We start from the raw sequence: 21578 nt of genomic DNA, 5'->3' as shown, positions 1-21578 counted from the left end.
TCCGTTACTGGCCGCACCCGGCGGGCTGCATGAACTCTGCGCTGCTCCGCTCGAACTGTATGTCGATACTACATGTAGTGCAAGAGCCCGATGTGGACCCCAAGATGATGTATTACAAGTATGTCATTTAACACACCTTTAATCCACAGGCAGGGGGGTTCAAAATGTCCGGGTTTCTGCTGTTTTCGAGGACGAAATCCACACCCTGTGGAGTACTTAGCCACAATTAACCGCCCCGCGTGTCGCCGGAGAGACGGCGTGTCGCGGAGTGGCCGGACGGTGCCGCCCGGTGGCAGCAAACACCAGATGTAGTGTCCGGGAATACATCTTTGGCTTGTTGCGGTCAGAACCCTCACCGGCTCGGGAACCGTCCGACGTGCGCCTTCCGGCCTTGGAACAGGAGTGCACAGATGTTGGCTCCGACTATGAGTGCGATCCCGGCCCACTGGGGCATAGCTAAGACTTCGTGGAGCGCGACCGCTCCGATGAGGGCGGCGAACACGGGGTTGATACTCATGAGGATGCCGAAGACGTTGGGGGTCATCCGCCGCAGGGTGATGAGGTCGGCAAGGTACGGGACGACGGAGGCCAGCACCCCGGCGCCCACGGCGCAGAACACAGTGAACGGATCGGGCGGGTCGTTGGGCAATATGATCAGGGCCACCGGGAGGAACAGGATTGCGGACACCCCGGCGGCTATGGCGGCGCCCTCAACGCCGGGAACGCGCTGACCGACTCGCCGGTTGAGCAGGATGTAGGCGGCCCAACTGGCGGCCGCGACGAGGGCCAGACCAATGCCGAAATAGTCGGTGGAGGGCTTCGGCCGGGTAATGGCGACCACGCCAAGGCCCGCCGCTACGGCGCACAAAGCGCTGGCTTTGCTCCGGGAGCCAAGCAGCGCGACAGACAATGGGCCCAGGAATTCCAGCGTTACCGCCAGACCCAGGCCGACCCGTTCTATGGCGGAGTACAGGGTGAGGTTCATGGTTCCGAAGACCACGGCAAGCAGGAGAACGGGCCACCACTGGTGCCGCGTGAGGGTCCAGAACCGGGGGCGGACGATCGGTAACAAGACAGCCGCGGCAATGAACTGCCGCACGGCCACTACCCCCACCGGGCCCATTCCCGGGAACGCCATCGAGCCGGTCGCAGCGCACAGCTGATTTGAGAGGGCGCTGACCACCAGAGTTGCCGCTCCGGCTCTCGTTCCCTGAGCTGCAGTCGTGTTTTTGTCCATGACCGCAGTGTGCGCCGCGGGCGGGAATTCACCCAATGCATGAACACCTGTATTCATACGCTATCTGCATGAACAGACTGGCAGCCATGAACCTTGAATTGCGGCAGCTGCGGTGCCTGGTTGCCGTCGTGGAAACGGGCAGCTTCACGGACGCGGCGATGGAGCTGCGGGTATCGCAGGCTTCCATCTCCAGGAACGTGGCCGCACTTGAGCTCGCGCTGGGCGTCCGCCTCATTCACCGGACCACGCGCAGCATTGGTCTCACCCTGGCAGGGGAAAGGACCCTGCGGCACGCACGCCGGGTGCTCAACGCCGTCGAGGATCTCACCCATGACGCCGCAGCCAGCGGCAACACGGTGCGAATCGGCTATGCGTGGTCCGCGCTGGGAAGGCATACAGCCGAATACCAGCGCCGCTGGTCCTCCACATACCCGAACACTGAACTCCGACTCATCAAGACAAACAGCCCCACCGCAGGCCTGGCGGAGGGAACCAGCGATTTCGCGATCCTCCGGCGGACTCCTGACTCTGCAGAGTTTGACCTGGTCCTCGTTGGAACGGAAAAGCGTTACTGCGCCATGGCCAGTGATGATCCGCTGGCCGGCAGGCGTTCGGTCACACTCGCCCAGGTCGCGCACGGCCCGGTGGCGCTTGACCTGCGCACTGGAAGCACGCGGCTTGATCTCTGGAAGGACGGCGAACAGCCCCAATCCACCGTGGCCACCGAGGACATTGACGACTGGCTGACCCTGATAGGAAGCGGCAAGGCCCGGGGAATCACCGCCGAGTCCACAGCGCATCAGTATCGCCGCCGCGGCGTTGTCTACCGTCCGGTGCGCGACGCTCCGCCTGTCCCCATCTACATTGCATGGTCCAGAAGAGACCCTCCCGCCGAAATGAAGGAAGTCATCGAACTTCTCGCCGGCCTCTACATGTGACTGTTGACTTCGTGATCGCGGTTGCCGTGCAGGTGATGCGGCGGTCGAGCTGGTCGGTGGCGCGGCCTTCGAGAGCGGATCGGTGGCGTGGCCGGCGGTTCAGGGCCAGACGGGGAGGGTGGATGCCAGGGCCACGTGGACGGCGGTTCCTCCCAGGACGCTGAGGACGGCGTTCCGCCGCCACACGTGGAGGCCGGCAGTAACGATCAGTCCTGCGGCAATTGCGCCGGCCGTTGGCGTGAGGGCGGGTGGGGTGTGCCGGACGGTGTAGAAGACCAGGATGGTCATGATGCCGACCGGCATGTTCTCGTTCAGGTAGGGCAGCAGGGCGCTGTGGCGGATGGGGGCGAGCAGCGCGAACGGGGCCGCCCGCAGCGCCCAGGTGACGGCCGAACTGATCAGGACGGCCGCGAGGATGTACGTCGGCTCAGGCATGGTGGTTCTTCCTCCGGCTAAGGGCATAGTGTGCGAGCAGAACCGCCAGGAACAGGATCATCGCGGCGATGAGCATCCCTTCACCGAAGAACAGGTAGCCGGTCAGTGCGCAGCCCAGGGCGAGCAGCGGCAGGGGCAGGTTCTTGCGGACCCGGTAGGCATCGATGCCCAGGACCAGGAAGAACGCGGTGAGTGCGAAGTCCAGTCCGACGACACCCTTCGGGATCAGGGTGCCGCCCAGTGCGCCCGCGGTGACCCCGCCGACCCAGGCGACCTGGAAGCACGCCTGGATCGCGAGGATGCGGCGTCGGCTCCAGGTCTGCGCTTCAGGCGAGGCCGTCAGGGCCCAGGCCTCGTCGGTCAGCGTGAAGGTGCTGTAGACCTTTGCGCCGCGGCCATGGACCCGGTGCAGCGGGAAGGAGAGCGCGTAGAACACGTGCCGGAAATTCACCAGGAAAGCCGTCGCAGCGATGGACGCCAGCGGCGCCATTGCGACGACCATGCCCAGCACCAGGAACTCGAGTGAGCCGGCGAAGATCACGGTCGCGAACACCGGCGCCCACCACCAGGGCAGCGGTGACTGCGCCACCACGACACCGAAGGCGATACCCATCGGCAACGCGCCCAGCAGCGCCGGCAAGGAAGCCCGGACGGCCATGCGGACGTCCCCGGAAGGGGCCGCGGCCGTAACGCAATCGAGGGCGGTAACCGCCGGGGAGGGCCCGTAATGTTTCATAGAGCAATAGTAGGAAGAATCCATTCATCTATGGTTGCCAAACAGAGCGCTAAAGTGGTGCTGTGAGCAATCAAAGGGCACTTGACGGCATTGATCGAGAAATATTGTTCCAACTTTCGCGGGACGGTCGTTTGACCAACCTTGAACTCGCCCGGAGGGTGGGCCTCACGCCCGCGCCGTGCCTGCGGCGGGTCCAGCGCCTGGAAGAGAGCGGAGTCATTGCCGGATACCGGGCGGTCATCGACCCGGCGGCCGCAGGACGGGGTCACTGCGTCATCATGTCGGTCGAGATCACCATGACCAACCGGCAAACAGTCGAAGAATTCGAAACAGCCGTCGCGGCCCTGGACGAAGTGACAGAGGTCCGGCGCGTTTACGGCCTGCCGGATTACATCGTCAGGGTGGACGTCGCCGATGCCAACGAATACGAACGCTTCCAGACCCAGAAGATGACCAAGCTCCCCGGGATTCACCGCATCATTTCGCATCCGACGATGAAAGTGATCAAGAGCCTGGACTAACGTCCAGCATGGCTGATGGGCGAGATCCATCAAGGGCGCAGGACCGGGGTTTCAAAGTGTCCCGCCTGCGGCACGTCGTGCGTGTGGCACTGATCTGCTCCTGTTGGCTTGCCGACATCGTCGGAATGAATCGTCTGAGGGCAATTCGTTCCCAACCGGCAGCCGGATGAGTCTGAATTTCCGGCGGCGGCGGTTCCAGCGGGATCCCGGAATCCCGGGTGTGCCAGAATGAAGCGGGATTTCAGCTACCAGGCGAAGGGCAGTCCTTGATCAACCCCGTCCATCTGCGGACCCTCGTTGAGGTGATCCGGCTGGGTTCCTTCGCGGCCGCAGCCGGCAGGCTCGGCTACACGGCGTCGGCTGTCTCGCAGCAGATGTCCGCCCTCGAACGCGATACCGGGGTGGTCCTCTTCCAGCGCTCGGCCCGCAGCATCCAGCCCACGGACGCCGCCGTCGTGATGACGCGGCACGCGGCCAAGGTACTCACCGACATTGAGACGCTGCTGGCCACGGCCTCCCGGACCGAGGACGCCACGAGCCAGGAGCTCCGGCTCGGCATCTTCCCCAGCCTCGCCACTTATGTGCTGCCGCGGATCCTGCAGAACCCGGCGTGGAAGAAGCTCGGCATTGACCTGCGCGTCTCCGTCGCCGAACCTGCCCAGACCATCCAGGGCCTGCGCACCGGGGGCGAACTCGATGTTGCCCTGGTCTACCAGGTGGGCCAGTCGGGGCTGGCGTGGCCGCACACCATCAACCGGCAGTGGATCGGGGACGACAACTTCCGGGTGGTGCTGCCGGCGGCCTGGGGCATCGGCACGGATTCAAAGGTCGCCGCTGACCACCTCTCCGACATGCCCTGGATTCTGCACCACCCGGGCACGAGCGACGCCACCGTGATTGAGCGGCTCTTCGCCAGCTGCAATCTGTACCCGCGGGTGGTGGCATACAGTGACGACTTCCACGCCAGCCTGGAAATGGCGGCGGCCGGGCTCGGCGCCGCCCTGGTTCCCGAGCTTGCCCTGCTGCATCGCCCCGCCGGAGTGGTGGTGCTGGACGTCCCGGAGATCCGGCTGGCCCGCAATGTCTTCGCCCTGCTGATCAACGAAAAGCAGACTGCGCAGGTGCAGTTGTTCGTGGAGCTCCTGGCCGACACCCTGCACAAGCTCGGGACGGACTAGCGTTTCCTGGGCAGCTTCCCGGCCGGCGCTGCGGCGGCGCGCTTGCCCGGGTCGGTCTCGAGAGCCGTGGCGGTACCGGAGAAAAGCTTGGGAACGCTGGAACGGACCGGATTTGAGGACTATGTTGAAGATATGAACAAGGTAGCGAGCAAGCACTTCGGTGAGGTCGAACTCAACCACGGCAGGGAACATTACTTCTCCGCCAAGCACGAACTGGCGGGCCAGACCGTGGAGCTTGACCTCAATGTCAATGCGCATGAACGTTTCGACGAAGCGGCTCTGCACAAGGTTGACTACCGGCTGCGCTTCCTACCCGAACTCGTGGACCAGGTCCGCGACATGATCGCCGAGGAGCTGGAGCAGGAAGGCACCAGCCCGCAGGAGTACCGTCACTTCCACTGCAACGCGATCAAGAGTGAGCACCTGCAGAAGGTCTTCGGTGTCCAGGACAAAAGCCAGCTCACCGACGAGGTCTTCCTCAAGGCGCTGAAGCTGGGCCATGTGGGCATCTTCCCGGGCCAGCCGGAACGCTACTTCGTGCTGGACTTCACGCTCGGCGCCCATTTCACCGATGAGGTCCTGGTGGCCTCGGCGGACGAGGACGGCGTCGTGGACGACGAAATCCTCTGGGAGTCCTGAATCGATTGCTCAGCAGCTGCCCTTTCGGGAGCTCAAAACGGCGCGGGGCCCACGCCGACAGGGTTCCCTGGCCGAACTTGTGAGGCGAGGGGGTCGGTGGGGAGCAATCGATGACCAAAACGTACGACGCCGGCCGGTCACCTGGAGAAGGTGACCGGCCGGCGTCGTTATTGGCTTGAGCGTGCTGCTACTTGGCCGCTTCGAGCAGTCCGGCGCGGACCGTCTTCGTGGCGTGGACCAGGTTACGCAGGGACTCCTCGGTCTCGGCGTAGCCCCGGGTCTTCAGGCCGCAGTCCGGGTTGACCCAGAGCTGGCGGGACGGGACGTGCTTGACGGCGGTGCTGAGCAGTTCGGTGACCTCCTGCTCGCCCGGGACGCGCGGCGAGTGGATGTCATAGACGCCCGGGCCGACACCGCGGCCGAAGCCGTGGGATTCGAGGTCGTGGACGACCTCCATGCGGGAGCGGGCCGCCTCGATCGAGGTCACGTCGGCGTCGAGGCCGTCGATCGCGTCGATGATGGCGCCGAATTCGGAGTAGCACAGGTGGGTGTGGATCTGGGTGCTGTCCCCGGCTCCGGCGGTGGACAGGCGGAAGGACTTCACGGACCAGTCCAGGTACGCGGCCTGGTCGGCCTTGCGCAGCGGCAGCAGCTCGCGCAGGGCGGGCTCGTCCACCTGGATGACCTGGATGCCGGCGGCTTCGAGGTCCGCGATCTCGTCCCGGAGGGCGAGGGCCACCTGGTTGGCGGTCTCGCCGAGGGGCTGGTCGTCGCGGACGAAGGACCAGGCCAGGATGGTGACCGGGCCGGTGAGCATGCCCTTCATCGGCTTGTTGGTCAGGGACTGCGCGTACCGGGCCCATTCCACCGTGATGGGGGCGCTGCGGGTGACATCGCCCCACAGGATCGAGGGACGCGTGCAGCGCGAGCCGTAGGACTGGACCCAGCCGTGCACGGTGACGTCGAAGCCTTCGAGGTTTTCGGCGAAGTACTGGACCATGTCGTTGCGCTCGGGCTCGCCGTGGACCAGGACGTCGAAGCCGAGCTCTTCCTGCAGCTCCACGACGCGCTTGATCTCGTCCTTCATGAGCTGCTCGTACTGCTCGGTGCTGAGGTCACCCTTGTTGGCGCGGGCCCGGGCGGTGCGGATCTCGGCGGTCTGCGGGAAGGAACCGATGGTGGTGGTGGGCAGCGGCGGCAGGGCCAGGGACTTCTCCTGGGCTGCTTCACGGACACCATACTCGGAGCGGTTGAAGTCGGCGGCGGTCAGGGCCGCGGCGCGGGCCCGGACGTCGGCGCGCTGAACACCCTCGGCGGCGGCACGGGAAGCGATGATGCGGGTGGCCTCGTCGATGGCCGGCCGGACGGCGGCCGGGTCGGTCAGCAGGCCGGCGAGGGTGACAACCTCGGCGGCCTTCTGGTCGGCGAAGGCAAGCCAGCTGCGCAGCTGGGCGGAGAGCTGGACTTCCTCGTCGACGTCGTGCGGAACGTGCTGGGTGGAGGTGGAGGTGCTGACGGCCAGCCTGGCGACGGACTTCTGCAGCTCGGCGATCTTGTCCGCTGAGGCGGCGAGGTCGTTGCGCCAGATGTTGTGGCCGTCGACGACGCCGGCGACGAGGGTTTTGTTGCCCAGCGCGGCCAGCGCCGCGGCGGAGGGGACCTCACCCTTGAAGACGTCCAGGTGCAGGGCGTCGATGCCGGTCGCGGCAAGGGTTCCGAGCTGGCCGTTGAGCGCACCGTACGGGGTGGACACGAACAGCTGCGGGCGGCTGGCCGCGGCGGAAAGGGCCTCGTAGGAGCGGGCGACGGCGGCCTGGATCTCGCCGGCGGGAGTGTCCTGGTCCACCACGAGGGCGGGTTCGTCCAGCTGGATCCAGCTGGCGCCGGCAGCGGCGAGCTTCTCCAGCAGGGCGACATAGACGGGCAGCACGTCCTCGAGGCGGGACAGCGGGCTGAAGCCGGCCGGGGCGTCGTCGGAGGCCTTGCTCAGCAGCAGGAAGGTCACCGGGCCGACGAGGTACGGGCGGGTCTCCACACCGTTGGCGAGGGCGTACTCGAACTCCTCGACGATCCGGTTGGAGGTCAGCGCGAAGCTGGTCTCCGGGCCGATCTCGGGGACCAGGTAGTGGTAGTTGGTGTCGAACCACTTGGTCATTTCCAGCGGCTGCTGGTCCTTGTTGCCGCGGGCCAGGGTGAAGTAGCCGTCGATGTCGAGCTGGCCGGCGGCGTTGAGGAGCTGGCCGAAGCGGGCGGGGACGGCGCCGAGGTGGGCGGCGGCGTCGAGCACCTGGTCGTAGTAGGAGAAGGTGCCGGGTACGGCGGCGGCTTCGGTGAGGCCCACGCCCTGCAGGCGCTTGGCGGTACCGAGCTGGATCTCCTTGGCGGCGGCGTCGAGGGCGGCGGCGTCGATCTTGCCGGCCCAGTAGGCTTCGACGGCCTTTTTGAGTTCACGGCGGCGGCCGATGCGCGGGTAGCCCAGGATCGAGGCGGCCGGGAACGGAGTGGGGTTGGTGGTGTTCTTTTCAGTCATGGGAAGTCCTTGGTGTTGGTGGTTCGGGTGGGGGGAAGCGTGTGGTCAGCTGGCGAGCTGGCGGCCGGCAGTGCGCCGCGCCGGGTTAAGCCGTGCGGCGTCGTGCACTGCAGAGCGCCGCGGGCGCGGCAGGGCAAGCTTGTCCAGCACGTCAAGCGCTGCGGCGTGCTCATTGAAGGTGTAGAGGTGGATTCCGGGGGCGCCGGCTGCCAGGGCCGCGTTGGCCAGGTCCACAGTGGCGCCGACCCCGATCCGCGCCCGTTCGGCGTCGGTATCGGCGGCGGCGAGCCGTTCAATCAGTTCCGGGGCCGGTTCGACGCCGGTCAGCTCGCCGAGGCGGGTCAGCCGCCGGATGCTGGTCAGCGGCATGACACCGGGAATGATCGGGATCGTGACGCCGGCCCGGCGCGCACGGGTCAGGAGGTCCGCGTACTGCCCGGTGTGGAAGAAGACCTGGGTGATGGCGAAGTCGGCGCCGGAACGCTGCTTGGCCAGCAGCACCTCGACGTCGTGCGCCTCACTCGGCGATTCCGGGTGCCGGGTGGGGTACGCGGCGACACCGACGGCCACTTTGCCGGCGCACAGCAGGGCCGAGCGGCGCTGTTCCACGCGGCGGATGAGCTCGATCAGGTCCTGGGCGTAACGCAGCGAACCCTCGGGAGGGACGCCGCCGTCCTTGGGCTGGTCACCGCGGAGGGCCAGGATGCCGCGCACGCCGACGTCGAGCAGTTCACCGATGATCTCGGCAAGCTCCTGCGGGGAATTGCCCACGCAGGTCAGGTGGGCCAGCGGCCGCAGCGTGGTTTCCTGCACGAGCCGGTTGATCAGCTCGACGGCGGTGTTCCGGTTGGAGCCGCTCGCACCATAGGTGACGGAGACGTAATCCGGGTTGGTGGCTTCCAGTTCGCCGATGGTGGTCCAGAGCGATTCGGCCGCCGCGGGAGACCGCGGCGGGAAAAGCTCGTAGGACAGCGCAACCGGGGCCGCGACGGCAAGATTGGGATGGGTATCGATAAGGCTGGGTGGTGACATTTGCGTCCTTGGCTGTGAACCCTGACGCCAGGAGACCGGAAACCGGCGGGCTGACGACAGCGAATTGAGTTTGGGAACACGGAGAGAACTTCAGCAGGACGCAGCCGCGACTGGTACGCCTGATATGAAGTTTTCCGTGAGCAAATGTCAGGCCCACATGGGGGCACCCACACCCTCCTGGACCGCCTTGGGGGCCGGCCGCCTGCGGAGGATCGCTGACACGTTACCTCGGTAACTTGGATAGAACTCTAGGGGCCGACGCGGAGGCATTCAAGTCGCCCGTCGAATTAAGACGCAGCTTTACGGTCGGCTGCGGGGTCGGACAGAATATTCTTCGCCGCTTTCGACCGTCAGGGCTTGCGCTGCGCGCTGGGCCCGGCGTCCCCTTTCGAGACCGGAGCCCTCCCCATCGGGTGCGGCGCGGGTCTATCCTGTTGCCATGATCCAGCTTCCAGCAAGTTACCAGGAGTATCTCGTCGGCAAGAGCGAGAGTTTCATCAACACGGTTCGGCCCGTCCTGATGCAGTCCGCCGCGGACAAATCACACGGCGTCCGCGTGGTGTTCCATCCCAACGATCACCAGGCGCACCTGGACGAAAGCATCCCGTTCGGCACAATCCTGGAAGACATCGACTGAGGCGTCGCGGGCACCCGGCGGCGGGACCTCTCCAGCAGAAGGCGCTGGGACCCGGCGGCGGGATCCGGTCGCGCTACCCCTCCAGCAGAAGGCGCTGGGACCGCGGCGCGAGAGTGTGCTCGAGGACGAGGCAGGCGGCGCCGACTGCCCCGACGTCCTCGCCGACGCCGGTGCCTACCACTTCGATGGCGTGGATCTTCCGGGTGTCGCTGGCCTCCTCGATAAGTCCGGGAATTATGGCCAGGTAGGACTCGGAGAGGCAGGTCCAGAACGGGCCGCCGAAGACCACCCGGTCCACGTCCAGCGTGTTGGTGATCACGGAGACGGCCCGGGCGACGAGCACGGCGGATTTCTCGATGATTTCCACAGCTTCGGCATTCCCGGCCTCGGCGGCGTCGCAGAGTGCGGCAAAGCCCTCCTGGACCGCCGGGGCACCTTTGTCCTGCCGTGAGCCATCCAGTATTCCGGCCGCTTCGGCCTGGGCCACCAGCACCTGCGGGATACAGGAGGACTTCACGCAGCCGCGCTTGCCGCAATCGCAGGGCGGACCGTCGGGGTCCACGATGATATGCCCGATCTCGCCCGCGTTTCCCGAGGTGCCGCGCACCACCTCGTCATTGAGGACGATGCCGCAGCCGATACCCGTTCCCATGTACATGAACACGAAGCTGCCGGCGCCGCTCGGGCCGCCCGCCCAGGTTTCGGCGACGGCGGCGCTGGTCACGTCCTTGTCCACCAGGGTGGACAGGCCCGTGGCCTCGGCCAGCGCATCCCGCAGCGGGACCCGGACCCAGCCCAGCAGCAGCGGCGGGTCAACGACCGTGCCCTCCTCCAGGTCGATCGGGCCCGGCGATGCCACGCCCAGGCCGGCGATCTTCGCACGGTCCACGCCCGAGACCTCGATCAGCCGTTGGATCTCGGCGGCAATGGTGTCAATGACGGCTCGCGGGTCGGATCCGGAGGGCGTGGTGATCCGGGAGTGTTTGACCACGGCCCCCACCAGGTCCAGCAGCACGAACGTCAACACGGCAGGATCCAGGTGGACACCCACGGCGTACATGCCGGCAGGATTGAGCCGGAGCATGGTCCGGGGCTTGCCCGGTCCGGTGCCCTCTTTCCCGGCCTCGACGATCAGGCTCTGGTCCAGCAGGCGGCGGGAGATATTCGAAATCGTCTGCGGGGACAGCCCGACGATCTGCGCCAGCTCCACGCGGCTCAAACCCCCGGGCGTGCGCCGGATGGCATCGAGAATGACGGTGAGGTTGAAGTCGCCCATCCGGGGCAAGTTGGTTCCGCGCCTTGGCGAGGGCTGGCGGATCTCAGTCACTGATTCCCCTAAACGTCTTCGGCTGCGCACTGCTTATCCCAGAATCGTACGTTACGCGCTGGGCCGCCCACTGGCCCACCGCTTCAGCCCCCGGCGGTTTTCCGGGTGCTCGCCGTGACCGTGAATTTCGGGTTCCGGCCGACCTCCCGGGTGGGGCCGACCAGGTGCTCCAGCGCCGGCCGGTAGTGCAGGTGGCTGTTGAACACCGTCCACAGTTCCCCGCCCGGCGCGAGAACCCGCCCCGCGGCCTCGATCAGCTTGATGCCGGCACCGGCATGGACGGCGGCGCCGACGTGGAAGGGCGGGTTCAGCAGGATGAGGTCGGCACTTCCGGCCGCCAGCGAATCCATGGCATCGTCCTGGAGCGCCTCGATCTGCCGCCCAAGAGCGTTGGCCTCGGCGGTGGCCCGGGCGGATGCGACGGCGGCGGCGGACTGGTCGGTGGCAATGACCCGGGCGCCCGGGTTGGCCCGCGCGTACATGGCTGCGAGGATCCCGGTGCCGCAGCCGAGATCGACAGCGCGGCCGGCGGCGGGCATCTGCGGCAGGAAGTCCAGCAGGAACCGGGTGCCGATGTCCAGCCCTGTCCCGGCAAAGACGGCGCCGTGGGCGCACACCGTCAGCCCCAGTTCCGCGTTGTCCTCGCTGACCGGGAAGGGCGGCGCTGCCGGAACCGGCTTAGGGCCGCTGGCCAGCAGGATCCGGGACTTCTGCCGGGCGAGCTGGGGCTGGACTTCGGCGAAATAGCCCTCCAGGACTGCGTTCATGCCCAGGCTCATGTGCTTGACCCTGCCGCCTGCCAGCAGCACGACGTCGGGGGCGGCGTACCGGGCCACGGCGTCGGCGATTTCCTCCAGCTCGGCCAGGGACTTGGGCAGCTGCAGGAGCACGACGGCGGCCCCCTCCAGAAGTCCCGCTCCGAGCGGGAGCTGTTCGAAGCCGGCCGGGATGCCCACGGCGTCGGCGTTGTTGCGCAGGGCGCGCTCGCCTGTGATGAGGTCCTGGTGGACGCGGACCGGCCCGATTCCGGCGGATGCGGCGGAACCGGCGACGTCCTCCAGGCTTATTGCGCCGAGGGTCAGCGCGCCGTAGCGGTCCCCCACCACGGCGAGCCGGGTCCCGGGCTCCAGCAATCCGGCCGCGGTTTCCAGCAGGAGCCTGTCCGTGGCGTCCCAGGCCTGGAGGTTGGCTGCCTCAACGTCCGGGAACCTCCGCAACCGGGAAAAGAGCGAATCGAGCTTGTTGTCCGCCACGCGTTAGCTGCCACCTTGTCTGTTCAGGTTGTCTGTTCAGGCCCGCATCTGCTGTTCTGGCCCGGGTCGTGAGGGGCCCGCTGGGTTCAGGGCCTGTACCAACTTATCCTGCTCCGACAGCATACTGAGGATCCCCGTCACGGCGGCCCGGCCGGCCCGGTTGGCCCCGATGGTGGACGAGGAGGGACCGTAGCCGATCAGATGCACCCGCGGCTCTGAGGCCACCTGGGTGCCGTCCATCGCGATCCCGCCGCCGGCACCCCGCAGGTGCAGCGGGGCCAGGTGGTCGAGTTCGGCCCGGAATCCGGTGGCCCAGAGGATGACGTCGGCGGCGAGGAAGCCGCCGTCGGCCAGCCGGACGCCCCAGGGTTCGATCGCCGTGAACATGGGGTGCCGCTCCAGCACGCCGCGCGCGGCCGCGGCCTGCAGGGCCGGGGTCCTGATCAGCCCGGTCACCGAGACGACACTCTGGGGCGGCAGGCCCTGGCGGACGCGCTCCTCGACGAGCGCGACGGCGTCGTGTCCGGCCTGCCGGTCGAACCCGGCGTCGCGCCACACCGGCTCGCGGCGCGTGAACCATGTGGTGCTGGTCAGCTGCGAGATCTCGTCCAGCAGGCCGACGGCTGAGATCCCGCCGCCCACCACGATCACGTGCCGGCCGCGGAACTCTTCGGCCGAGACGTAGTCGGCGACATGCAGCTGCCGCCCACGGAAGCTGGCGCGGCCCGGGTAGATGGGCCAGAACGGCCGCGTCCAGGTGCCGGTGGCGTTGATCACGGCCCGGGCGGACCAGCTGCCCCGGGGGGTGGAGATCCGGAGCCGGCCGTCGGGGCGGCCGTCCTCCCGGTGGACGGAATGCACCTTGACCGGCCGCAGGACGGCCAGCCCGAGCTCATCCTCGTAGCCGCGGAAGTAGCGGGTCAGGAAGCTTGAACTCGCCTCATCCGGGTCAACTGACGGCTGCGGGATGCCGGGCAGGTCGCTGATGCCGTTCACTGTCGCCATGCGCAGGCTCCGCCAGCGGTGGCGCCACGCTCCCCCGGGGCCGTCTTCGGCGTCGAGCACCAGGTAGGTCCGCGCCGGCGGCGCTCCCGGCTCCCCCGCGGCGCCGGTTCCCGCCAGGACGAAGCCGCGGCGCTGCAGGTGGTAGGCGGCCGAAAGCCCGGCTTGACCCGCGCCGATCACGACGACGTCGACAGGCAGCACTTGCTCCACACTGATGGCCTGCTCCCCCGCCTAGATCTTCTTGACGACGCTGGATTTGAGCTGCATGGGGCCGACGCCGTCCACCTTGCAGTCGATGTCATGGTCGCCCACACCGTCGACGAGACGGATGCCCCGGACTTTGGTGCCGACCTTGATGACGGTGGAGCTGCCCTTGATCTTCAGGTCCTTGATGACGGTGACGGTGTCCCCGTCGGCGAGGACGTTGCCGACCGCGTCCTTGATGCCCTTCGGGGCGTCGTCCGCTGCGGACTCAGCGGCGGCGGACCATTCGTGCGCGCATTCGGGGCAGACCAGGAGCGCGCCCAGCTCGTAGGTGTATTCGCTGGAGCATTCGGGGCACGGCGGTAGCGTCTCGTCCACGTCCCAATATTAGTTCCCCTGGAGCGACCCGCGCCGCGGGAGGGGTAGGATAACTTTCACTGACACTCATCAGCGCCCCTGCGGCGGGGCGCCGCCATTCGGTCCCGGGAGTGCCCTTAACGGCCTTAGCGATTGCGTCCAGTGCGCTTGACGGCCTTAACGATCACGTCGTCCGCGTAAGTGTCGCCCATCTGCGTATCGTGCTCAGCTCCCAGTTGAACGGCCGTCAACGATTCTGCGCCGATTCTGACCGCATTGCTGGCGTAAACGGACTGTTCATTGAACCAAACCTGCACGCTGGTCGCGGTCGCGTTGGCCACGACGTGCATTGCTACGTGGTGCCAAGTACTCAGCGCCACGTCGGGCACCAGAGTCGTGTAACTGAATGACCCGTTGGGGGCCGTCAGGCGCAGCACCACAGCACCGCTGGCATTATCTCGAAATAGGTCTAAAACGCGCTCGCTGCCGTTGAAGAAGCGGAAGAACGGGACGTTGTTTCCATCCACCCCCGCTTTGGTGATATTGAACCAACCGTCCGCATAGACCTCGGCTGTCTTGCCGGGCAGGGCCGCTTGCATGTAGGCAATGGATTTGTCGGCCGTCGTCGCGTGCAAGAACGCGGCGCAGGCTCCGGAGTGGGAAGTCGCTGAAGCCACCTCGACGGAGCCGTTGCCCTGCGTGGTGACTTTGAATCCTTTGAGCTTCCCGGATTCGAAATTCGACGCCGCGATGACTTTGCCGGGGAACGAGTTTGCCGGCTTTGCAGTGGAGCGGTCGCAGGTCACCGCCGAGGCACCCGCTGCAAGGCCGACCAGCAGTGACGCGGTCAGCGCCAAGGCGATCGTGACCGCACGGATCTGTCGAAACACCCGCCGCTTTGGACCTAACCTGGGGGCTGTCGTCGCTCGGAGGGAACTATTTTGATCGCGCATACCGATCCCTGCTTCCGGCCGCAGTTCTTCGTAGGCCTGATCCTACGTGGTCAGAGCAGTGATATGCACGAGTACGCGTTGACTCGTAGAAAACCTCCGCGTAGCCGGATACGTTGCCTCAATTGAAAACCTCCGCGTAGCGGCGTGGTTTCCGGCCGGGGCGGCGGATGGGGGTTATGCCCGTTTTCATGGAGCTAACGATGGACCAGCGGCAAGCTGTGACAAAGAAGAAAGCCCTCGCCTATAAGAGCGCCGATCGTGCAGGGAAATCCCGGATCCTGAACGAGCTGGTCGAACTGACCCGGTTGGCACCGCGACTATGCCAGGGTCGCCTTGCGGGAGGCCCTGGTCCTGAAAATCGTCAAGCCCAGACCGGGCAGGACGCCGGTCTACGGCCCTGATCTGCTCCCGCCGCTGATCAGGTGCTGGGCGGTGCTGCGGGCTCCTGCCGGCAGGCTGCTGGCCCCGATGCTGCCGGTTCTGGTGCCGCTATTGCGGCGGGACAAGGAGCTTGCGATCACGGATGATCAGGCTGCTTTGCTGATGCGCATGAGCGCGGCGACCATCGACCGGAAACTCGTCGGTGAACGGGCGAAACTTTTCCCGCGGGGCCGGTCACACACCAAGCCCGGCACCCTCCTGAAATCCCAGATCCCGATCCGGACCTGGGCCGAGTGGGACGACGCCGTCCCGGGATTCGTGGAGATCGATCTGGTCGGCCACGAGGGCGGCAACAGCTTCGGGGAATTCTGCTTTACCCTGACAGTGACCGACATTTCCACCGGCTGGACGGTGAAATCGGTCCGTGCGGAACAAGGCGGCCAAATGGGTCTTTGAGGCCCTCGAACACGTCACCGCTGTGTTCCCTTTCCCATCATCGGGATCGATTCGGACAACGGCTCGGAGTTCATCAACGAGCACCTGCTCGCCTACTGCCACGCCCACCAGATCACGTTCACCCGCTCCCGTCCCGGGAACAAGAACGACGGCGCGCACGTGGAGCAGAAGAACTGGGCCAGGGTCCGGGAACTCGTCGGCTACCTCCGCTACGACACCGCCGCGGAACTCGAGAAACTCAACGAGATCTGGGAACTGGACCGGATCTTCACCAACTACCTGCTGCCCCAGCAAAAGCTCCTCGAGAAACACCGGCACGGCGCGAAAGTGACCAAGAAACACGACGCACCTGCCACGCCCCACCAGCGCGCCATCCGGCACGAAAAGATGCGCAAGCGCCCGGTCATTCGGATGAACGCCGCCTTCAGGCAGATCAAACCCGGCGCACTCTCACGCCAGATCCTGGCACTCACAGCGCAGCTCGAAACACTGGCCCGAGCCAAACAGCCGGGCGCGGTCAAACCCGTCAACAGGGCCTGGAACAACTGAAAATCCGGAGGTTTTTCAATGAGGCAACGAAGGGGTCAACCGGAGGATTTCAAATGAGGCAACGAATCACCTTTCCCGGAGGTATTGCAATGAGGCAACAGGGAGTAACTGCTACCTGTTTTCGCCTCGGGAGCACTCGAAGTTACCATCCTCCACCTACTCGGAGGAGGAACAGGTGCAGTGCGACCCGTTGAAACAAAGGAGGTCCCGCTCGGTGAGCGGGACCTCTTCGGTGGAGCTGAGGGGACTCGAACCCCTGACCCCCTGCATGCCATGCAGGTGCGCTACCAGCTGCGCCACAGCCCCGAAATATGCTGGAGAAGAACCGTCTTCCCGGAAGCAACCTGATCAGCTTAAACCACTTTTCCCGCTGACGCGAATCGGCGCGCACGGGAGCAGACAAAGCACGGAGCCGGAAATGTACCGGGCTGCGGGAACAAAAAATCCGCCGGAATCTTTCGATTCCGGCGGATTGTCCGGTGGAGCTGAGGGGACTCGAACCCCTGACCCCCTGCATGCCATGCAGGTGCGCTACCAGCTGCGCCACAGCCCCCGAATTTTCGCTGCTTCGGCCCGTCGGCTTACGCTTCCGGCTCCGATACTTTGTCCGGATCTCTCCGAAGCAACTCAAATATCTTAGAACAATCTTTCGGAAAATTCCAAATCGGGCATATTGGCGCTTTTCGGCTGGTTGCTATGCAGCGGGGCTACTCCGTCTCGGAGGCGACTGCGGCCTTGGCGGAGGCGTCGCTGCCCAGCTGCAGGTCCACCACCGGGCAGTCCTTCCACAGGCGCTCGAGAGCGTAGAACACCCGGTCTTCCTCGTGCTGGACGTGGATGACGATGTCAGAGTAGTCCAGCAGGACCCAGCGTCCGCCGGAGCGTCCTTCGCGCCGGGTCGGCTTGAGGCCGAACTTGGTGAGCTCTTCTTCGATGCCGTCCACGATCGCGTTGACCTGGCGCTCGGAGGGCGCCGAAGCGATCAGGAAGACGTCGGCCAGGGCCAGCCGCTCGCTGACGTCCAGCGCCACGATGTCATCGGCGAGTTTCTCCGAGGCAGCGCGGGCTGCGTGGCGGGCTGTAGCGATGGATGATTCTGTTGCAGTCACGGGACTCCTTGTTGGGGTGAAAACTTTGGGGTGGAAAAGCTTTGAAAGGAAAAGGGGTGAGGCTTCGGCCGAGGACCGGCGCTAGCCCGCGAGGCCGGTGATGATCAGCGTGATACCGGCGATCAGGGCGAGGATCCCCAGGGCCAGCACGCCCAGCTGCAGCATCCGGAGGCGGCGTGCCCGTCCGAGGCCTGCCGTGGCCGCGTCGAGGGGATCGAGGCCGTAGGCGGAGTTCGCAGCCACCGGGGCCCTCCCGGCGAACTCCTCTTCCGGCTTCGGCACCACGGCGGGCCGCACCGCGGGCTTTGCGCGCGTGGCGGGCTCGGCGGCACCCTCGGCGGCACCCTTGGCGGCAGCTTCGGCGCGGGCGAGCACGCCGGCACGGCCGGTCGCCGGAACTGAACGTTGCCGGGACGACCCGGGACGGCGGCCGCCGGACTTCCGGGGGTCTTCCACCCGCGGGCCCGGGTTGGTGACGACCGGAACGTACGACGTGGCAGGGCGCTTCATGACAGGCCGCTCCACGCCGGGGACTTGCTCAAATTCCAAGGGGGTGACCATGGCCAGATTGCTCGCGGTCGAAGGGTCGTTCCGGAGCGGCGCCGGCTGGCCGTTCTGTGCGGCCAGCTTCTGCTTTGCGGCGGCACGCCGGTTCAGCACCGCGGCCCGCTCGGCCATCGCGATCTGCTCGGCCAGGACGTCAGGATCGACCGCGTCCGGGTCATTGGCCGCAATGTGCTCCATCTTGGACAGCTGGTTGTGCGCCTGCCGGGCCAGCAGTTCGCGGGCGGCGAGGGCCTGCTCGACGGTCATCCCATCGGGTAACTGGCCCCCTGGGCCAGGAGCGCCGGTGTCGGCGCCCGGGTCGGTTCGCTTCGGGCCGCTCGCGGGAGCCGGAGCCGGAGCGGCCTTGCCGGCGGCCTTTTCCCCACCAGCCTTACCGGCGGCCTTACCGGTTGCCGCTTCCTTGGCTGCCGGGGCCTTGCCGGGTGCCGGTGCGTCGCCGGGTACCGGGGTCTTACCGGCAGCCTTGCCGCCTGCCGCTTCCTTGGCTGCCGGGGCCTTGCCGGCTGCCGCTTCCTTGGCTGCCGGCGCGTCGCTGGCTGCCGGGGCCTTGCCGGGTGCCGGCACGTCGCCGGATTTTGTCCCCGGCTTGGTGCCCGGCTGCCCGACCACCGGGGTGGCCCGGGTTCGCGGCGAGGCGGGAACAATCAGGTTGGCCGCCGTGGCAGGCGCGGTTTCCGCCGCCAGCTGCAGCAGCCGCAACTGGCGCCGGGTGGGCGGCCCACCGCCTGCGAGGTGGCCTTCTTTTTCGGCGAGTTCCTTGATCGTGCGGAGCGCGGCACGGTCCCGCGCGCGGACCTGCGAGGACCGTTCGGATCCGGCCGGCGTGCGCACGGAATCTACCGGGCCGTCAGCCACGCGGCGGGTGCGTCCGGTAATTTCGGCGGCCGTGGGCTCGCCGGTGTCCACCTGGCTGGCCGGCTTGGCGGCGACAGTCTTCGGGGAAGCCGGATTTGAGGCAGGACCAACGGCACCGGGCGCCCCGGTACCGGACTCCTGGCCCGCTTCCAGGCGTTCATCCCGAGCCTGACGCAACTCGCGGCGGCTGCGGACGGGTGGCTGTTCCTGACTCATTACAGACTCATTCGGTGCTGGCTGATTGGCTTATTTCGGTGGACCGGGTGTACTGGGCCGCTTCGTTCCCTGCTTCGATTCCGCCACTGTTTCCCGCCAGGTCCGCCGCGGGGTCCGGGTCGCCGTCGTACAGTCCATACTTGGCGATGTACTGGACCACACCGTCGGGCACGAGATACCAGACGGGGTAGCCGGCAGCCACGCGGACGCGGCAGTCCGTGGAGGAGATCGCCATGGCCGGGACTTCGAGCAGGCTGACGTCCTTGCGGCCCATCCCGTCCAGCACATGGCCGGGCCGGGTCACCCCTACGAAGTGCGCCAGGGACCACAGTTCGTCGATGTCCTTCCAGGACAGAATCTGGGCCAGGGCGTCCGCGCCGGTGATGAAGAACAGATCGGCGTCGGGCCGCAGGGTTCGCAGGTCACGCAGCGTATCGATGGTGTAGGTCGGCCCCGGCCGGTCCACGTCCACCCGGCTGACGGTGAACCGGGGGTTCGAGGCCGTGGCGATGACGGTCATGAGGTACCGGTGCTCCGCCTCGCTGACCTTCTTGCTCGTCTTCTGCCACGGCTGGCCGGTGGGCACGAACACCACTTCGTCCAGGTCGAACTCCGCCGCAACCTCACTGGCTGCGACAAGGTGTCCGTGGTGGATCGGGTCGAACGTGCCGCCCATTACACCTAGACGCACGCGGCGCTGGGCGCCGTCCTGCTTCATGGTGGCGGAAATATTAGTGGCCCTGGCCGTGATCGTGCTTGTTCGGGTGCTGGCGGTGCGGATCCGAGTGCTCCTCGACGGCCTCGTGGCGCTTGCCCAGGTTGGAGTAGGACAGTGTGACGAACATCATGACCAGGAGGATCGCGAAAATCGAGACCCCGAAAACCCACGGCTCGGCCCAGAGCGGCGCGAGTTCCTCATGGCCGGATTCGCCCGTGGCGGCGACAATTGTGGCGATCTGCTGCGACAGCATGTTCTCCCCTAGAGACTTCAGGATTTTACGACGGCGGTTCTCCCCGCCGTTCGGGACTTCTGTTCCATGTTACAGCGTTGCTAGGCCCTGATCTGGCCCTCACCCTGGACGATCCACTTCGTGGTGGTCAGCTCGGTCAGTCCCATCGGGCCGCGGGCGTGCAGCTTCTGGGTGGAAATCCCGACTTCCGCACCGAGCCCCAACTCACCGCCGTCCGTGAACCGGGTGGACGCATTCACAATCACGGCGGCCGAATCGACCTCGGCAATGAACCGCTCGGCGTTCCCGAGGTCGTTGGTCAGGATGGCCTCGGTGTGCCCGGTCGACCAGGTGCGGATGTGCTGGACGGCGTCATCCAGGCTGTCCACCATGGCCACGGCGAGGTCCAGGTCCATGTATTCGGTGGCCCAGTCCTCATCCGTGGCGGGGACGGACTCGACGGACGCCGGCAGCGCCGCCCGGATCCGCTCGTCGGTGTGCAGGGTCACGCCCGCGGTCCGCAGCGCGGCGGCGACAGCGGGCAGCACGGTGGACCCGGAGTGGACCAGCAGGGTTTCCACGGTGTTGCAGACGCTGGGCCGCTGGGTCTTGGAGTTCAGCAGGATCTCCACGGCCATGTCCTCGTTCGCGGAGGCGTCGAGGAAGATGTGGACGTTGCCCTCCCCCGTCTCGATAACCGGCACCGAGGCGTTGGTCACGACGGACTGGATCAGTTCGCGGCCACCGCGGGGGATCAGGACATCCACCCGTCCGCGGGCGCGCATCAGGGCGTTAGCGCCGTCACGGCCGTACTGGTCCACGGTCTGCACGGCGTCCGCCGGCAGGCCCACCGATTCCAGCGCGTCGCGGAGGATGGTGACCAGGGCGGCATTTGTGGCGGCAGCGGCGGTCCCGCCGCGCAGGATGACGGCGTTGCCGCTCTTGAGGCCCAGCCCGGCGATGTCCACGGTGACATTGGGCCGCGCCTCATAGATAGCGGCGACGACGCCCATCGGCACGTTGATCTGGCGCAGCCGAAGCCCGTTGGGGAGTGTCTGGCCGCGCATCACGTTCCCCACCGGGTCGGGAAGCGTGGCGAGGTTTTCCAGGGCGCCGGCCAGGGCTTTGATCCGTGCGTCCGTGAGCGTGAGCCGGTCCAGCAGGGCCGCGGACGTGCCGTTGGCCCGTCCCGCGGAAACGTCCTTGGCGTTGGCGGCGAGGATCTGGCGGCTGCCCTCCAGCAGCGCGGAGGCGATTGCCCGCAGGCCGCGATCCTTCCAGGCGCGGTTGGCACGCGCCATCCGGCGGGCGGCGTGGCGGGAGCGGTCGGCAATGGCGTGGACGGCGGCCTCCACGTCGACTGCTCCGCTTGCTTCCGCAGCCTCCGGGGACACCGGGATTTCGCGCGCGCCTTCCGACGGTCCGTCCGCAGGGATCAGACCTTCGGCCATCAGCTTGTCGGCGAGCACGGCGGAGCGGGGGGTCAGGGCCTCAGTCATGCCTCCAGTTTAGG

The 21578-nt window shown here is 66.7% G+C and carries 22 protein-coding genes and 2 tRNA genes; 7 read left to right on the top strand and 17 right to left on the bottom strand.

What is annotated here, in order from left to right:
• Nucleotides 1-352 precede the first annotated feature (352 nt).
• The gene (locus QFZ69_RS07770) at nucleotides 353-1237 is read right to left on the bottom strand and encodes a DMT family transporter (RefSeq protein WP_306917016.1); all 885 of its coding nucleotides are present in this window, start codon (nucleotides 1235-1237) and stop codon (nucleotides 353-355) included.
• 68 nt (nucleotides 1238-1305) lie between these two features.
• On the opposite strand from QFZ69_RS07770, the gene QFZ69_RS07765 reads away from it, so the two are divergent.
• Entirely contained in the window at nucleotides 1306-2175 is an 870-nt protein-coding gene (locus tag QFZ69_RS07765) for a LysR family transcriptional regulator (protein ID WP_306917015.1), read from the top strand.
• 99 nt (nucleotides 2176-2274) lie between these two features.
• Here QFZ69_RS07765 and QFZ69_RS07760 read toward each other — a convergent pair whose 3' ends face one another.
• Together QFZ69_RS07760 and QFZ69_RS07755 are read right to left on the bottom strand one after the other, a co-directional pair.
• Complete coding sequence (locus QFZ69_RS07760) at nucleotides 2275-2610, bottom strand: branched-chain amino acid transporter permease (RefSeq protein ID WP_306917013.1); 336 nt, start codon at nucleotides 2608-2610, stop codon at nucleotides 2275-2277.
• Nucleotides 2603-3346 carry an AzlC family ABC transporter permease gene (locus QFZ69_RS07755; RefSeq protein ID WP_307000014.1) on the bottom strand — a complete coding sequence of 248 codons (744 nt, stop codon included), beginning with the start codon at nucleotides 3344-3346 and terminating at the stop codon, nucleotides 2603-2605. The genes QFZ69_RS07760 and QFZ69_RS07755 overlap by 8 nt, the downstream gene beginning before the upstream one ends.
• Nucleotides 3347-3408: 62 nt before the next feature.
• Here QFZ69_RS07755 and QFZ69_RS07750 point away from each other — a divergent pair, with 62 nt between their 5' ends.
• The 3 genes from QFZ69_RS07750 (at nucleotide 3409) to QFZ69_RS07740 (ending at nucleotide 5684) form a co-directional block, all read left to right on the top strand.
• Nucleotides 3409-3867 (top strand): Lrp/AsnC family transcriptional regulator, encoded by a 459-nt coding sequence (locus tag QFZ69_RS07750; protein ID WP_306917009.1) that lies wholly within the window; start codon nucleotides 3409-3411, stop codon nucleotides 3865-3867.
• 266 nt (nucleotides 3868-4133) lie between these two features.
• Nucleotides 4134-5045 (top strand): LysR family transcriptional regulator, encoded by a 912-nt coding sequence (locus tag QFZ69_RS07745; protein WP_306917007.1) that lies wholly within the window; start codon nucleotides 4134-4136, stop codon nucleotides 5043-5045.
• Between the two features lie 132 nt (nucleotides 5046-5177).
• A complete protein-coding gene (locus QFZ69_RS07740) occupies nucleotides 5178-5684 on the top strand; it encodes a DUF2004 domain-containing protein (RefSeq protein WP_306917005.1) in 507 nt (168 codons plus the stop codon).
• A 187-nt stretch (nucleotides 5685-5871) separates the two neighbouring features.
• On the opposite strand, the gene metE is transcribed toward QFZ69_RS07740, so the two are convergent.
• Together metE and QFZ69_RS07730 are read right to left on the bottom strand one after the other, a co-directional pair.
• Nucleotides 5872-8214 (bottom strand): 5-methyltetrahydropteroyltriglutamate--homocysteine S-methyltransferase, encoded by a 2343-nt coding sequence (gene metE, locus QFZ69_RS07735; RefSeq protein ID WP_306917003.1) that lies wholly within the window; start codon nucleotides 8212-8214, stop codon nucleotides 5872-5874.
• Nucleotides 8215-8259: 45 nt separating this feature from the next.
• Complete coding sequence (locus QFZ69_RS07730; RefSeq protein ID WP_306917001.1) at nucleotides 8260-9246, bottom strand: methylenetetrahydrofolate reductase; 987 nt, start codon at nucleotides 9244-9246, stop codon at nucleotides 8260-8262.
• Nucleotides 9247-9685: 439 nt separating this feature from the next.
• Here QFZ69_RS07730 and QFZ69_RS07725 point away from each other — a divergent pair, with 439 nt between their 5' ends.
• On the top strand, nucleotides 9686-9883 hold the full coding sequence (locus tag QFZ69_RS07725; RefSeq protein WP_306916999.1) for a hypothetical protein: 198 nt from the start codon (nucleotides 9686-9688) through the stop codon (nucleotides 9881-9883).
• A gap of 73 nt (nucleotides 9884-9956) precedes the next feature.
• Here QFZ69_RS07725 and QFZ69_RS07720 read toward each other — a convergent pair whose 3' ends face one another.
• The 5 genes from QFZ69_RS07720 to QFZ69_RS07700 form a co-directional block, all read right to left on the bottom strand.
• Complete coding sequence (locus QFZ69_RS07720; protein ID WP_373461825.1) at nucleotides 9957-11210, bottom strand: ROK family transcriptional regulator; 1254 nt, start codon at nucleotides 11208-11210, stop codon at nucleotides 9957-9959.
• Nucleotides 11211-11293: 83 nt separating this feature from the next.
• Nucleotides 11294-12463, bottom strand: a complete 1170-nt coding sequence (locus QFZ69_RS07715) for a methyltransferase (protein ID WP_307000013.1) — start codon at nucleotides 12461-12463, stop codon at nucleotides 11294-11296.
• Between the two features lie 36 nt (nucleotides 12464-12499).
• Nucleotides 12500-13678, bottom strand: a complete 1179-nt coding sequence (locus tag QFZ69_RS07710; RefSeq protein ID WP_373463153.1) for an NAD(P)-binding domain-containing protein — start codon at nucleotides 13676-13678, stop codon at nucleotides 12500-12502.
• Between the two features lie 21 nt (nucleotides 13679-13699).
• Nucleotides 13700-14050, bottom strand: a complete 351-nt coding sequence (locus QFZ69_RS07705) for a zinc ribbon domain-containing protein YjdM (protein WP_306916994.1) — start codon at nucleotides 14048-14050, stop codon at nucleotides 13700-13702.
• A 125-nt stretch (nucleotides 14051-14175) separates the two neighbouring features.
• Nucleotides 14176-14919: a hypothetical protein gene (locus QFZ69_RS07700; protein ID WP_306916991.1), complete on the bottom strand. Its 744-nt coding sequence runs from the start codon at nucleotides 14917-14919 to the stop codon at nucleotides 14176-14178.
• Between the two features lie 396 nt (nucleotides 14920-15315).
• On the opposite strand from QFZ69_RS07700, the gene QFZ69_RS07695 reads away from it, so the two are divergent.
• Nucleotides 15316-15819: a hypothetical protein gene (locus QFZ69_RS07695; RefSeq protein WP_307000011.1), complete on the top strand. Its 504-nt coding sequence runs from the start codon at nucleotides 15316-15318 to the stop codon at nucleotides 15817-15819.
• Between the two features lie 159 nt (nucleotides 15820-15978).
• Nucleotides 15979-16368, top strand: coding sequence for a hypothetical protein (locus QFZ69_RS07690; RefSeq protein ID WP_306916986.1), 390 nt, complete (start codon nucleotides 15979-15981; stop codon nucleotides 16366-16368).
• Between the two features lie 233 nt (nucleotides 16369-16601).
• Here QFZ69_RS07690 and QFZ69_RS07685 read toward each other — a convergent pair.
• The 7 genes from QFZ69_RS07685 to QFZ69_RS07655 form a co-directional block, all read right to left on the bottom strand.
• A tRNA-Ala gene (locus QFZ69_RS07685) sits at nucleotides 16602-16674 on the bottom strand.
• 174 nt (nucleotides 16675-16848) lie between these two features.
• A tRNA-Ala gene (locus tag QFZ69_RS07680) sits at nucleotides 16849-16921 on the bottom strand.
• 154 nt (nucleotides 16922-17075) lie between these two features.
• Nucleotides 17076-17477, bottom strand: coding sequence for a ribosome silencing factor (gene rsfS, locus QFZ69_RS07675; RefSeq protein ID WP_306916984.1), 402 nt, complete (start codon nucleotides 17475-17477; stop codon nucleotides 17076-17078).
• Nucleotides 17478-17558: 81 nt separating this feature from the next.
• Nucleotides 17559-19115: a hypothetical protein gene (locus QFZ69_RS07670; protein WP_306916983.1), complete on the bottom strand. Its 1557-nt coding sequence runs from the start codon at nucleotides 19113-19115 to the stop codon at nucleotides 17559-17561.
• A 7-nt stretch (nucleotides 19116-19122) separates the two neighbouring features.
• Entirely contained in the window at nucleotides 19123-19791 is a 669-nt protein-coding gene (gene nadD / locus QFZ69_RS07665; RefSeq protein ID WP_306919629.1) for a nicotinate-nucleotide adenylyltransferase, read from the bottom strand.
• 55 nt (nucleotides 19792-19846) lie between these two features.
• On the bottom strand, nucleotides 19847-20086 hold the full coding sequence (locus QFZ69_RS07660) for a hypothetical protein (protein ID WP_306916981.1): 240 nt from the start codon (nucleotides 20084-20086) through the stop codon (nucleotides 19847-19849).
• A gap of 80 nt (nucleotides 20087-20166) precedes the next feature.
• Nucleotides 20167-21564: a glutamate-5-semialdehyde dehydrogenase gene (locus QFZ69_RS07655; protein ID WP_306916979.1), complete on the bottom strand. Its 1398-nt coding sequence runs from the start codon at nucleotides 21562-21564 to the stop codon at nucleotides 20167-20169.
• Between the last annotated feature and the right edge of the window lie 14 nt (nucleotides 21565-21578).

The sequence above is a fragment of the Arthrobacter sp. V1I7 genome (genome assembly GCF_030817015.1).
Taxonomy (GTDB): Bacteria; Actinomycetota; Actinomycetes; order Actinomycetales; family Micrococcaceae; genus Arthrobacter.
The sequence above is the reverse complement of the archived record's forward strand: the minus strand, read 5'-3'. Positions and strand labels throughout refer to the sequence as shown.

Bases quoted from the DNA above. Each gene is read 5' to 3' on its own strand.
- QFZ69_RS07770 (WP_306917016.1), bottom strand. From the start codon at position 1,237: ATGGACAAAAACACGACTGCAGCTCAGGGAACGAGAGCCGGAGCGGCA.
- metE (WP_306917003.1), bottom strand. From the start codon at position 8,214: ATGACTGAAAAGAACACCACCAACCCCACTCCGTTCCCGGCCGCCTCG.
- QFZ69_RS07740 (WP_306917005.1), top strand. From the start codon at position 5,178: ATGAACAAGGTAGCGAGCAAGCACTTCGGTGAGGTCGAACTCAACCAC.
- nadD (WP_306919629.1), bottom strand. From the start codon at position 19,791: ATGGGCGGCACGTTCGACCCGATCCACCACGGACACCTTGTCGCAGCC.
- QFZ69_RS07670 (WP_306916983.1), bottom strand. From the start codon at position 19,115: ATGAGTCAGGAACAGCCACCCGTCCGCAGCCGCCGCGAGTTGCGTCAG.
- QFZ69_RS07655 (WP_306916979.1), bottom strand. From the start codon at position 21,564: ATGACTGAGGCCCTGACCCCCCGCTCCGCCGTGCTCGCCGACAAGCTG.
- QFZ69_RS07725 (WP_306916999.1), top strand. From the start codon at position 9,686: ATGATCCAGCTTCCAGCAAGTTACCAGGAGTATCTCGTCGGCAAGAGC.
- QFZ69_RS07730 (WP_306917001.1), bottom strand. From the start codon at position 9,246: ATGTCACCACCCAGCCTTATCGATACCCATCCCAATCTTGCCGTCGCG.
- QFZ69_RS07765 (WP_306917015.1), top strand. From the start codon at position 1,306: ATGAACAGACTGGCAGCCATGAACCTTGAATTGCGGCAGCTGCGGTGC.
- QFZ69_RS07760 (WP_306917013.1), bottom strand. From the start codon at position 2,610: ATGCCTGAGCCGACGTACATCCTCGCGGCCGTCCTGATCAGTTCGGCC.
- QFZ69_RS07755 (WP_307000014.1), bottom strand. From the start codon at position 3,346: ATGAAACATTACGGGCCCTCCCCGGCGGTTACCGCCCTCGATTGCGTT.
- QFZ69_RS07660 (WP_306916981.1), bottom strand. From the start codon at position 20,086: ATGCTGTCGCAGCAGATCGCCACAATTGTCGCCGCCACGGGCGAATCC.